This window comes from Luteitalea sp. (assembly GCA_009377605.1).
Taxonomy (GTDB): domain Bacteria; phylum Acidobacteriota; class Vicinamibacteria; order Vicinamibacterales; family Vicinamibacteraceae; genus WHTT01.
Window position 1 is genome coordinate 37,586 of the sequence record WHTT01000048.1, and the last position, 12,767, is coordinate 50,352.

The following is a 12,767-nucleotide window of genomic DNA, read 5'->3' on the forward strand; positions in this document are numbered from 1 at the left end:
GCACGATGCGATTACGAAGACGGCTCTTCACGTGGCTGACGGGTGCCCTCGTCCTCGTGACCGCCGCCGCGGTGCTGGCCGCCCGTGGGCCAGCCCAGGGCGGCGCGCCGGAGCGACACAGCATTTGGGTGCATCCTCCGGAAGTCGGCCGAACGCCGGCAGCAGTTCGCGCGTTCGTCGAGCAGTGCCGCCGGGCGCACATCGAGACGGTCATCCTGCTCGTGAAGGGGATGAACGGGGAGATTTACTGGCCCAGCCGGCGCTTCGCCGACGCCGTCGTCAAGGGCTACGAGTCGTTCGACCTGCTCCGCGAGCTGCGTGCGGCGGCCCGTCCGCATGGCATCAAGGTGCATGCGTGGCTGGTGGACTTCGTCGAAGGCGTCAACGGCGCCGCGGTGCGTGCCCACCCGGAGTGGGCGCAGCTCAATCCGGCGGGCGGAACGACCGCGACCGAGACACTCGGGACGCGGCGGCGTCCGTACCCCTATATCTGGATGTGTCCGGCGCGCCGGCCGGGATACACGGACCAGTGGCTGCTGCCCATGATCGAGGAGCTCGCCAGGCATCCCGCCGTGGACGGAATCCATCATGACTACGTCCGGTATCCCGGAGACGTGGCCCCCGACAGTTTCTGCTTCTGCGATTACTGTCTCGCACACGTTCCGCGGTACGCGATGCTGGCGTACGAGACACGGCCTGCCGAGCGGTACGACGTCGACGTGCGTCAGGAGCGCGTGGAGGCGAACTGGTGGACGGATCCGACGATGCTGCCACGAACCTACAGCGAGGCGGAGCGACGCGCGCGCGCCGATTTCCTGCTGAACGGTCGGACGATTCCCGGTGGCTCGCCCGACGTGCGCTACTTCTTTTATGACTACCGCGTGCAGCAGATCAACAACTTCGTGCGCGAGGTCCACGAGCTCGTGAAGAGAAGCAATCCGAAGCTCGAGATCTCGGCTGCCGTCTTCAAGAACCCCGTGCAGAGCGCCCGTTTCATCGGCCAGCAATGGCATCGCTGGAACGAGTGGATCGATATCTACACGCCGATGACGTACCGCAGCCACTTCGCCGGCAGCTTCGAGGCCTATTTGGATCATCTCGAAGAAACCACGCGCCGGCAGCTCGAGTGGACGCGGCACGGCCGGCCGCTGGAGGCGGGCATCGCGACGACATACCTGTACCGGGAGGAGCTGCAGCCGTTCGACGACATGAACGATGCAATCGACGCGTTGAGAGATCTGCCGGGAAAGGTAGACGACGCTCGGGTCGTCCAGCGTCAGCTCAATACCGCCGTCTACGTTTTGGAGGGCGCCTCCGGCGACGTCGATGCGGCGCGGCAGGCGATGATGAAGCAGCTGGTCGCCGCCCACGACCGGTTGCAGAAGCGCCTCGCGCCGCTCGCCCCTGACGTCGCAAGGCATCTCGATCAGCTGGCCGGATCCGCGGAGCGCGCGACGCCCGAGCAGCTTCCCGCTGCGCTCGCCAGCCTGTCCTCAGCGCTCGCGAAAGTGCGTGCGGATCTGCCGCCGGGATTCTGTCCCCCAGAGAAGCTGATTCGCGCGATTGATGCCGCGCGTCGCGCACAGCCGGACGGCATCGTCATCTTCGCGGCCAGCAGTCTCACGCGAGAGAAGCTCTGGCCGGCGCTCGAGAAGGCATTCACGAGATGAAGCGGCTGGGAATCGCGGCCGGCCTGGTCTGCGCACTGTGCCTGCGGCACGGCGGAAGCGGTGCACAGGGTGGCAGTGTTCTGGCTGTCCTCGAGCCGGTCGTCCTCGCGGAGTCCTTCGACGGCGACGATCTGGGACAGTGGGCGAGCTATCCGCCAGCACAGGACGTCGGGTACGAGCCGTCGCTGAGCCCGACGACCGCCTTCGACGCACCCGGCGGTCGCGCGCTGATGCGAGTCGTGACGCCCGTCGTGTCTGGCCCGATCACCATTGGTTTCATCAAGGAAGTCGGCCTCGTGGCGTCGCAGGGAGCCGACCTTGCGTTCGCGTACCGACTCGAGCCGCGCGCCCTCGCCGCTGAGCTCGAAGTGGGGCTGGCGGGAGCCGACGGACGGCGATACACCTGGCGCCTGCTGGCGTCGGCCGGTGCCTGGACCAGCGCCGCGGGGCGGTTCTCGCAGTTCCGCGATGGAGCCGGCCGGGGGCTGGTGGCTGGTACGCGGATCGAAGCGGTCTACGTCGTGGCGCACATCGTGCACGCGGCCCCGGATATCACGTCCCGCCTTCTGCTGGACGACGTGCGGATCGCCGCGTCGCGACAGGTGTCGTTCGACGTGCGGCAGCCAGCCAGCACGCGAATCGAGCCGTGGCGCGACGGTGTATCCTCGGGGGTGCTCCGTACGGGCAGCACCCTATCGATTGAAGCACGCGCGCCGGTTCCGCTGAAGCGGGCGATCTGGTCCCTGGCGGGGCGTGCGGGTCAGTCGATCGCCCGTGGCGCGTTGGACGACGATAACGGGTCCGACGATGGAAAGGCCGCCGGCAACAGGTGGAGCGACGCGACAGCCTACAGGGTCCGTGCCGAAGATCCGCGGGGCATCTGGCGCTTGCGCCTCGACGGCACGACGGCCGACGGCCGCCGGATCGAGACGACCGTGCGACTGCTTGTCCTGCCGCCTCTCTCCGCACGTCATCCCCGTCTCTATTTCGATCCACAGGCTGTCGGCACGATTCGCGGAAGGCGGCAGCATCCTCGCCTGACCACGCTGTGGACGACGCTAGAGAAGGCGGCCCGCGCCTCGCGCGAGACGGGGCCCATCGCGCACGGTGGCGAGGTCTTCACCCGGCTGGACGCGGCGTACTTGCTTCCATCGCTCCCTGGATACTTCGACGTGCTGAATCGCGCGCGCAGCCGAATAACCAGCAACGCGGCTGTCGGCTTCGTCAACCGCGACCGCGAGGCGCGTGCCGCCGCTCGGACGGCCCTCCTCGAGGTCAGCAGGTGGGAGACGTGGGCGCCGCCCTGGTTCGAAGCCCATGGGCAGCACACGTACTACCCGGCCGGCCAGCTCGCGTCGGCCGTCGCACTCGCGTACGACCTGCTGTATGCGGACCTGTCGGGCGACGAGCGACGGCTCGTCCGACGGGCGCTGCTGGAGCGATCGATTCTTCCGACGTGGCGTGAGTACGTGCTCGACAACCGCGTGATGGCCGACACGAGCAACTGGATCGCCCACACCGTCGGCGGAGCGATCATTGCCGCTGCTGCGATCGTCGGCGACGGCTCCGCAGAGGAGGACAACGAGCTTTCGCTCCCGCTGAACGGGCTGCTCATGAAGATCGAGGATCACATGGCCGCGTCGTTCCTGGCGGACGGCAGCTACGGCGAGGGCATCAGCTACCTGGAGTTCGATCTGGAAACGCTTGGTCCGATGCTCTGGGCCCTGGAACGAGTGTTCGGGCAGTCCTACTGGGAGAGCACGCACGTCGTCGAGTCGCTACGGTATCCCTTGCACACGCTGGCCGATCCGATCCACGAGAGCCTCGACATGGGAGATACGCATCCCCCCGCTGGGCACTCCATTCGGGCGATCGTCGCCCGGTCCACGGATCCGGTGATTCGCTGGTACGCCAGCCGGTTCGAGCCGCGGACGATCTATGACTTCCTGTTCTTCGACGACCGCGTCGCTCCGCAGCCGCCGGCCGGAGGCGGATCGCGGCTGTTCAGGGAGAAAGGAGACGCGGTGTTCCGCGCCGGCTGGGGTCCCGATGGGGGGCTCGTTCTGTTCCGCGCGGGCCCAACGTTCAACCACAACCACGCCGATCAGGGGTCGTTTCAGTTCCGTGCCCTGGGCGAGACGCTGATCACGGAGGCTGGATGGTCCGACTATTACAAGGATCCGTACTACGACACGTTCTTCACACAGGCCGCGGGCCACAACACGCTCCTCGTCGATGGCAACCCCGCTAGCCAGGACATCGCCGACACGGGTCAGTTCGCAGCCCTGAATCGACACCCGCGCATCACGGATGTCATTCTGAGCCCGTCCTACGATGCGGTGGGAAGTGAGCTTGCCCCGGTTTACCGCGGCCGGCTCGCGAGCTACACGCGCCGGCTCGCCTACATCAAACCGGACTACCTCGTCGTCTTCGATCGCGTCCGCACGAGCGGAGAACCCGCCGGCTTCACCGTGCGGCTGCATGTGCCGGCGAAGCGCGGGCTGACGGTCGCCGGGAGCGGCGTCTCTGCGACGGCGACCTATACCGGTACTAACGCCGCCCTGGCCGTTCGGCCGTTCTCGTCAACCGCAATGCGGCTGATGGCTGGAGAGGGACACCTTCCCTTTCCGGTGTTGTCCGCCCGCACGCCGCCCGACGTCCCGCCGCAGCCAGCCTATCTCGATCTGGTGACGGCCGACCGTGCCGCGGACGCCTGGTTCATGGTCGTCCTGCTCCCCCGTAAGACCAGGGAAGCGGCGAGCGCGGCCGCGGCGGGTCTGGAGCTGCTGTCGGCACCAGGCTGGTCGGGTGTGTCGACCATCGCTCGAGGCGGCGCTCGCGATGTCGTGGCGTTCAGCACGAGCGCCGCGTCAGAGGAGTCGGCCGTCGCAGGCTGGCGCACGGACGCTGCGGCGTGGACGGCACGCATCGCGGGACCTGGCGTCCAGCGGATTGGCGCACAGCAGGTTCGCGGACTGCGGCACGGCGATCGGTCACTGTTCGAGTCCGACCGCGCGGTCAGCGTGGCGCTCGACTATGGATCGGCCGGTCTGACCGGCGTCATCGAGGCGGATGGTCCGACGCACGTCCGCATTCACGTACGGCAGGCGCCCGTCAGGACGACCCGAAACGGCACTGTCGTGGCAGCAGCCTATGATCCGGCGGCAGGCATGCTGTCGCTGCCGGTCGAGGCCGGGGCGAATGCGATCGAGGTTGCAGGGGTGACCGATCGATGATGAACAGGCGCGAGCTGCTGCGCGTGGCCGGCGGGGCGGCAGCGGCTCTGCCTGTCGGCCGGCGCATGTTGCAGCGGCCCTTCCCGAATCGCGAGCTCGATTACGTGGACTGGAGCTGGGCACGCTGGCGCGACATGACGACGAGTGTGCGTCCAGCCTTGAGAACGCCACAGAGCGGGTCCGCCGAGCTGCTCGACCTGCAGCACCCTGAAGCGGCACCGGTGAGGCCTTCGTGGGAGAATCGCCGGCGCGCTATTCAATCGACGTTGGCGGCGTTCATTGGCAAGTCCGTATCGCAACCGGTGGCGCTCCAGGCCGAGACCCTCGAGGAGACCGACGAAGGCTCGCACCTGCGGCGGCACGTGCGGATCATGGCGGCCACCGGCGAGTGGATTCCAGCCTATCTCCTGGTACCCCACGGAGGAGACTTCCCGGCGCCGACGGTCCTGTGCCCCCACCAGACGACACAGGCGGGAAAGCGGGAGCCAGCCGGGTTGTCGGGAGATCCGGAACAGGCCACGGCCCGTCATCTCGTCGATCGAGGGTTCGTGACGCTCACGTGGGACGCCATCTGCTTCGGCGAGCGCCACGATCGGGCCACGGGCCACTACGGCGACGCGATCCCGTTCTACAGGGCGCATCCGCGCTGGTCGCTGCTCGGCAAGATGATCGCGGATCTGAGCCGGGCCATCGACTACCTGAGCACGCTCGAGATCGTCGATCGCACGCGGATCGGATGTGCGGGCCATTCGCACGGCGGCATTACGACCCTGTTCGGTCTGGCGCTCGAGCCGCGTCTCGCTGCCGGCGCGAGCAACTGCGGGTTCGACACATTTCGCATCGACGGCAACGTCTGGCGCTGGTCTCACGCCACTGCGCTGATGCCGAGGCTCGGCTTCTATGTCAGCAGCCCGTATCTGACGATGGATCGCTACCGTGCCATGCCCGATTCCGAAGTGATCCAGGTGCCATTCGATCTTCATGAGATGCTCGCGCTCGCTGCACCGCGTCCGCTCTGGTTATCCACGTCGGACGACGACGTTGTGTTTCCCAATGCCGGGTGGAGCGTGCGCATGGCGATGGCGAGGCTGCAGCCCGTCTATGCTGCACAGGGCGCGGCCGGCCGTCTGCGCGCCATCTACTTCAAGGGCGGCCATCGTCTGCCCGTGTCGGTCGCGCAGCAGATGTACGGCTGGCTGGAAAGGATCCTGAGGGCCGAATGACGCTGCTCCTGGCGATTGACGGCGGCGGAACCGGGACTCGGTGCATCGCGGTTGACCCCGGCGGGCGCACGAGGGGCGACGGTAGGGCCGGTCCGTCCAATCATCTGCACGTGCCGCTGGTGACGGCCACGGAGGCGCTCAGGATGGCGACGAGCGAGGCGCTCTCGAAGGCGGGCGCGACCATTCAAGACGTCGCACTCGTCTCCGCCGGTCTCGCCGGAGTGGATTTCGACGGCACGGGTGCGGACACTGCGGCCGGAATGCTGCGTTCGATCGGGTTCGGTCGGGTAGTCGTCCATGGTGACATGGTCATTGCGCATCGGGGTGCCCTCGCGGGCGATCCGGGCGTCGTCGCGCTCGCCGGCACGGGTTCGGCGGTGCTGGGGATTACGCGCGGAGGCGCGACGATCAAGGCGGGGGGCTGGGGTCCGCTGTATGACGATCAGGGGAGCGCCTATCAGCTTGGCCGCCTCGGCCTCGTCGCAGCCGCCGAAGCGTTCGACGGGAGCGGCCCAGCGACGGCGCTCGTCGAGAGACTGACGGCCGCCCTTGGCGCCTCGAACCTTCCCGACACGGTCGCCCGTCTGTACGGCACGGCGTCCGGGCAGCAGCGCGTTGCGGCGCTCGCGCCCGTGGTGACCGCCTGCGCCGACGAGGGGGACGACGTGGCGGCTGCGATCTGCGGGCGGGCGGGCGCAGCCCTGGCGCGAGCGGTGCTGGCCGTGATTCGGCGTCTGCACGCGCTGGAGGCGCGCGAAGGGCGGGCGGCGGGCGGCGCTCGCGAAGCTCCAGCGTGCCTTGCGTCGTATCAGGGCGCCGTCCTCGAACGATCCGGCCTTGTGCGTGCGGCCTTTCTCGAAACCGTTCGCGCTGGCGAACCCCAAGTCGAGGTGCGGCCGCCGCGCTTCGCGCCGATCGTCGGAGCGGTACTGCTCGGCATGTGCGACGCGAAGTGGGACCTTCGGCTCGAGAGCCTGGAGACGGCGAGTGGCGTTTGAGCTCTACCTCGAGCAGGTCTTGCAAGCACTCGAGCGTCTGCGGCGCGACCAGCACGCATCGATCGGTGCGGCGGCGTCTCTGGTTGCGACCGCCCTCGCGTCGGAGGGTGTGCTCCATGTCTTCGGCTCAGGACATTCGCGTTTGCTGGCGGAGGAGGCGTTCTATCGCGCCGGCGGCCTGGCGGCCGTCAACCCGATTCTCGATCGCCGGCTGATGTTCTTCGATGGCGTTCTCGCGAGTACGAACGCGGAGCGTGAAGAGGGGTACGCCGCCCGCATCCTTGCGCGCGAGGACATCCGCGCGGTCGACGCGGCGATCGTGGCGTCGAATTCCGGGCGCAATGCGGTACCTGTCGAGATGGCACTTGGCCTGCGCGCCCGGGGCGTCAAGGTAATCGCGGTTACGAGCCTGACCCACTCTCGGGCGGTTGCAGCACGACACGCCTCGGGGCGCAAGCTGTACGAGCTGGTGGACGTCGTGATCGACACTGGCGTTCCCACGGGCGACGCGGCAACGAAGTTACCCGACCGTGCGCTCCGGATGGGACCGCTCTCGACCATCATCGGTGCTGCGATCGTGCACGCGGTCACGATCGAAGCGTCCGTCCTGCTGCTGCAACAAGGCCACTTGCCGCCGGTGCTCGCGAGCGCGAACCTGGATGCAACCTCGCCGGATGATCTCCGTCGGACGCTCGCCAGGTATGCCGGCCGGATCCGGTATCTGGACGTCGAGCGGCCACGGGCGGCGGAAGGCTCTCCCGCAGGTTAGTCATGAGACCCAGTCAGTGTATTTACATATGGGTCAACCCGGTCAAGGAACATTCGGCTGACACTATAAGTCAATCAGTTACTGCGTTTGTCAACCAGGGCTGCTGCTCATAGCCATGTTGACGGAGCGCTATTGAAGCCGTCCTGGTCATTGACGGTGTGCTGCCTTGGCAGCCGGCATCTCACCGGCCCCGCACAATCGTGCCGGCGAGACCTCCGCGAGATCCAGCCAGTCTGCCGGCTTTCCTGCCATCGCGAGCACCGCCACCTCCGCGATCGCGGCGCTGGTCGTCACGCCGAACCCGCCTAACGCCGCGACGTGATACAAACCGGTCAGGGTAGGATCGGGTCCCACGACTGGACGACGATCTGGCGCAAATGTGCGCAAGCACGCCCAGGACCGTCGGAGCGTGAGATGCCCGAGACCAGGCGCGTGACGAGCAAGCGTCACGGCCAACAACTCGGCCGCCGTTGGATCCGCCGGCGGACAACCGGGAGGGTGAGCGGTCTCATCGCACGGCGAGAGCAGCAGCGCGTCGCCCTCCCGGCGCGCATAGAGCTCGTCGCGCCACACCCAGACGAAGGGGGCCTCACGCGGCCACGGGTTGGCGAGAGGACCACTGACAAAGAGGTGGCGGCGGAAGGGTTGCAGCGGCAACGGAACGGACGCCGGACGCAGCCTGCCCGCCCAGGCACCGGTCGCATCAATGACGGCGTCGGCACGGATCGTTCGCGCACCCACGCGGACGCCCGTGACGCGGCCGCCTTCGACCAGCAGCTCGTCGACCGCGCAGCCTGTGCAGAGCCTGAACCCGCGATCACGCGCGAATCGCAGGTAGGGCGGATGCCGCTCGCCCGAGCGCCCACGCCGTGGATGCACCCGCGAATCCGGCACCAATGACGACCCATCGGGTGTGCGTGGGCAGCGCGTTCATAGCCGGTGACACCATAGCGTGACGGCGGACTCGTCGCCCTGCTCTCCCCCAGCGTCACCGCCGTGCGCGAGTGCCGCCGTGCCTCAATGCGATCTCGGTTCGCAGGCGCTCGATCATGTGCTCGGCATCACGTTTGACCAGTCTGGTGAACAGAAACGGCGGCACGGTAAAGGCGGGCTGCACGGTCAGCTCGTACGTGACCGTCGTGCCAGCGTCGTGTTCGTGCACACGCCAGAGGCCCTCGTAGCGCGTGAAGCTGTCGGCCGCCGTGTCGCAAAAGTGAATCACGTCGCCCTGCTCGTGCACCTCCAGGACGAGGTGCAGGCGTTTCGAGAACAGCAGGATGCGCGCCACCGCCTCCTGCTCGACGAGCGCCCGGGACGCGCTATGCTCGCGGACAATGCTCCTACGAACCTCCGGCATGAACTGCGGAATCTGTTCGTAGTCGGTGAGCACGTTCCATACGGTGGCCGCCGGTTGGGCGACCTGGAATGCCGCTGTGACGCGGTAGGTGCCACGATCGCGCGTAGACCGTCGGGAACGAAATCGACCCTGTCGATCAATAGGTCAGAGGGGGCCTCGTAGCCGAAGCGGTGATAACCGTAGCCGCTAGTGTAGCGCGCGGTTGGGATGTCGGCCCCCAGCCAACGACCGTCGATGGCGACCAGATCCCGTCGAGCAACTTGATTGGCGGGCTCCAGAAGCCACCCATCTCGCCCCTGATGTGCCAGCCACAGGCGGGATAGAGGCCGGCGGTGTCACCCATCATGTAGCCGCGGTCACCGGTCACCAGCGCCCTGCGGTCGTCGAGGCGAGTGCTTTCCGACAGCTCTTCACGCCGTGAGCCGTTGAAAACAGCCGCGATATCATCGGCTTGGGTAACAGCGCTGCGTGTGACGAGCGGCTCGTTTGCCAACCCCGTTGTGTCGCCTGGGCACCACGCACCGCGCGTGGGCAGAGCGGCACCGCACGGTGAGGCCGTGAGACCCGCCACAGTGGTGGCAACCGCCAGCACGAGCCCCAGAATCCTCAACTCATCAACTCTCTGAATCGTGGTCCGTAGGAACGTAGCGAGAGGACGTGTGCACGTAGTAGGTAGCAAGGGGTCTTTAACCCCTCGCTACCCATAGAAGAAACTAGAACCGACCGACCACCGTCAACTGGAATGCACGTGCGGGCTGGCGGTTCCGCATCTCCAGGAAGTTCGGGCTCCAGCTCTGATTCGCGCTGCTGTAGGTGAACTGGGTGAAATCGCCGCCGTTCAGCAGGTTGAAGATGCTGCCCGCCACCTCGAACTGGTAGCGGTCGAGTCTGAAGAGCTTCCCAATCCTCAGGCCAACCGCGGTGATCGGGGGCGCCTGAACCTGGCCCTCGCCCCGCGTGCTGTAGACGTAGCGATTCCGTGTCGAGAGTGGATTCGGCTGCGTCGTTCCATCGGGCAGCGTGAAGCGCTCTGGCCCGTAGCGTGTGATCTCGGGGTCGTCCGCATCGAGCCGTGTGAGAATGGGTCCCGACCATGGGCCGGCCTGGACCGTGAGGTTACCGGCAACGTTGACGCCCCACGGTGCTTGCCACACGGCACCACAGTTGCCGCGATACTTCATCCACGTCGGTCCATAGCTCAGCACGCTGCCAGAGTCCGGCAGCGAATTTTCTTCGTTGTTCCCACGCGGCATGTAGAGATTGCCATCATTCGGAAAGGCGTCTGGGTGGATGAAGCCCGCCCTGTCGGTCGGATTCCAGGTGCCGGCGATCTTGTGCCACTGCCGGTTGAATCCCGCCATGAACTGGACCCCGTTGGACATGTTCTTCGTCACGGTGAGCTCCATGGCCTGATACTTCAACTGGCTCCACGAGTTGTTCGTCTGCTGATCGGTGGCGCCGCGGTTCGGATCGATGCGACCCCAGCCGCCAAACGGTTGACCAGGCGCATCCGGCCAGAAGCCGTTGATCTCCAGCTCCGCCCAGGTATCGTTGTACACACGGTTGATGTACGCCACGTCGATACCGATCTGCCAGGGGAGCTGCGTCCGATATCCCACGATCAGCTCGTCGACATATGGCTGGTGAAGGTCCTCGTCGATTTGCTCGCCCGCAATCGTCGTGGTCGACGCAGCGTCGAATTCCTCGGTCTCGAACTCGCCGTCGAGATCGTTGTCGTACAACGTGCGCACAGACACGGTGTTGTCCGCGCCAAACGTCGTTACCGCGTCACGCCCCATCACCTGCTCACCGACGAGCACCCAGCTCGCGCGCAGCACATTTCTCGCGTCCTCCGTGAGGAGATACGTCGCGCCGACGCGCGGTTGGACGGTCCACGACCGCTGACGGGTGATGTCGAAGACCTGGTCCACACGCTTCACGTAATCGAAGCGCATCCCGACGTTCGCTGTCAGTCGCGCCGTCGGCTTCCAATCGTCCTGCAGGTAGAACGCGTAGTTGCTGTCGCGCGCTTGGCGGGTCGTGATCTCGATTGGATCGGCGTAGTCGCGTCGGAAGGCTATCGTTCCTAGCGACGGATTGCTCGAGTCGACCGGCGTACGGAACTCCTGGAAGAACCCGTCGTTCGAGTACACGCGTGTCTGGTCGTACGTGTTTCGCGGCTCCAGGAAGAACCCGGTCTGGATCTCGTGTGATCCGCCCACGCCTTGGGTGTAGTAGGTCAAGTCGCCACGGATCAGCCAGAGTGACGCTGGGGAGTAGGTCCTGTAGTCGACGTTACCACCTTCGAGAATCCGCCCGTTGCCGGTGATGACGCCCTCCGAGATTTCTGTTCCTTCGTAGATCTCGATGTTGGGGCCGCTTCCCTCGAATCCAAACGTCGTGTACGTGCTCTCGTCGTTCCCGCTCTTGTCGTTGTACCCGACGGAGAACGTGGTCGTGAGACTATCGCCCCACGCTGAGGTCAACTTGACGTTGTACAGGTTGCCACCGTTGGAGTACGCGCCAATGGGCTCATAGAGGTACTCCCAGTTGTTCTGTCCCGACGTGCGGTCACGTTGGAAGACGCCAACGAGCTCGTGTGCCGGGCCGAGCCGGGTGGTCACCTTGGCATAAGGTTGGAACCCTTTGATCTTGTTCGGAAACAGCTCGGTGCCAGGGAAGTAACCCTGAATGTCGTTGACTTGCTTGTCGATGCGGCCGATACCGCTTTCTACGCGAGAGAAGCGTGCCGAGCCGAAGAACCAGGCGCGATCACGCTGGATGGGCCCGCCGAGGCTGCCATCGAACTGACTCACCTTGGCCTGCACGGGGCTCCCGCCGGTGGAGATCCGCTCACCGCCACCGAGCTCAGAAGCCAGATCGAACACCGTACTGGCGCTCGTGTTGTCCGCGTTCCAGTCGAACGGCTGATACGCAAAGCCAGCCGAGCCCCTGAGGTCGTTCCCACCGCTCTTGGTAATGACATTGACCGCGAGCCCCGTCCCCATGGGCGTCGCGGCGTCCACACCGCCGGTCTTCACCTGCGTGTCCTGGATCATGTCGGAATCCATCTGCACGTAGGTGACCTGAAAGTCGTTGTAGTTGCCGGCCTGCATTCCTTCGAGCTGGACGACGTGCGCGAAGTGCTCGGTGGCATGACCGAAATACACCATCCGACCGCTGCCATCGTCGAACGGCCGCGAGTGCACACCTGGGGTTTGCTCGAGGAAGTCCGTCCAGTTCTTTCGTGCCGCGATCGGGAGGCTCTTCTGGAACTCGCCATCGATGTTGAGCACGTTGCCCGGCTTGGAGACTTCGAGCATCGGCGACTCACCCGAGACGGTGACGGTCTCCTCCAACGCGCCCACGTTCATCGTGACGTCGACGGCAAACGTCGCACCGGTGCGGAGAAGGATGCCGTCCCGCTTGAATGTCGAGAAGCCTGTGAGCTCCGCGGTGATGGTGTACGTGCCAGGTGCGAGATTGATGAGACGATAGTAGCCCTCACCATCGG

Annotated in this window: 8 protein-coding genes; 5 read left to right on the plus strand and 3 right to left on the minus strand. The window is 66.0% G+C overall.

What is annotated here, in order from left to right; all coding sequences use genetic code 11:
* The first annotated feature begins 5 nt into the window (after positions 1–5).
* Genes GEV06_16510 through GEV06_16530 form a run of 5 tightly spaced genes read left to right on the plus strand, consistent with a single transcriptional unit; the run spans position 6 to position 7,896 of the window.
* Positions 6–1,670: a family 10 glycosylhydrolase gene (locus GEV06_16510; protein ID MPZ19500.1), complete on the plus strand. Its 1,665-nt coding sequence runs from the start codon at positions 6–8 to the stop codon at positions 1,668–1,670.
* Complete coding sequence (locus GEV06_16515; GenBank protein MPZ19501.1) at positions 1,667–4,906, plus strand: hypothetical protein; 3,240 nt, start codon at positions 1,667–1,669, stop codon at positions 4,904–4,906. The genes GEV06_16510 and GEV06_16515 overlap by 4 nt, the downstream gene beginning before the upstream one ends.
* Positions 4,903–6,129, plus strand: coding sequence for a prolyl oligopeptidase family serine peptidase (locus GEV06_16520; protein ID MPZ19502.1), 1,227 nt, complete (start codon positions 4,903–4,905; stop codon positions 6,127–6,129). The genes GEV06_16515 and GEV06_16520 overlap by 4 nt, the downstream gene beginning before the upstream one ends.
* Positions 6,126–7,127, plus strand: a complete 1,002-nt coding sequence (locus GEV06_16525) for a hypothetical protein (protein MPZ19503.1) — start codon at positions 6,126–6,128, stop codon at positions 7,125–7,127. The genes GEV06_16520 and GEV06_16525 overlap by 4 nt, the downstream gene beginning before the upstream one ends.
* Positions 6,967–7,896 (plus strand): sugar isomerase domain-containing protein, encoded by a 930-nt coding sequence (locus GEV06_16530; protein MPZ19504.1) that lies wholly within the window; start codon positions 6,967–6,969, stop codon positions 7,894–7,896. Before GEV06_16525 ends, GEV06_16530 begins: the two co-directional genes overlap by 161 nt.
* A gap of 147 nt (positions 7,897–8,043) precedes the next feature.
* Here the strand turns inward: GEV06_16530 and GEV06_16535 are convergent, their stop codons facing one another.
* From GEV06_16535 to GEV06_16545, 3 genes are all read right to left on the minus strand, one after another.
* A complete protein-coding gene (locus GEV06_16535) occupies positions 8,044–8,793 on the minus strand; it encodes an FAD-dependent oxidoreductase (protein ID MPZ19505.1) in 750 nt (249 codons plus the stop codon).
* Positions 8,794–8,884: 91 nt separating this feature from the next.
* Positions 8,885–9,394: a hypothetical protein gene (locus GEV06_16540; protein ID MPZ19506.1), complete on the minus strand. Its 510-nt coding sequence runs from the start codon at positions 9,392–9,394 to the stop codon at positions 8,885–8,887.
* Positions 9,390–9,863, minus strand: coding sequence for a hypothetical protein (locus tag GEV06_16545; protein MPZ19507.1), 474 nt, complete (start codon positions 9,861–9,863; stop codon positions 9,390–9,392). Before GEV06_16545 ends, GEV06_16540 begins: the two co-directional genes overlap by 5 nt.
* Between the last annotated feature and the right edge of the window lie 2,904 nt (positions 9,864–12,767).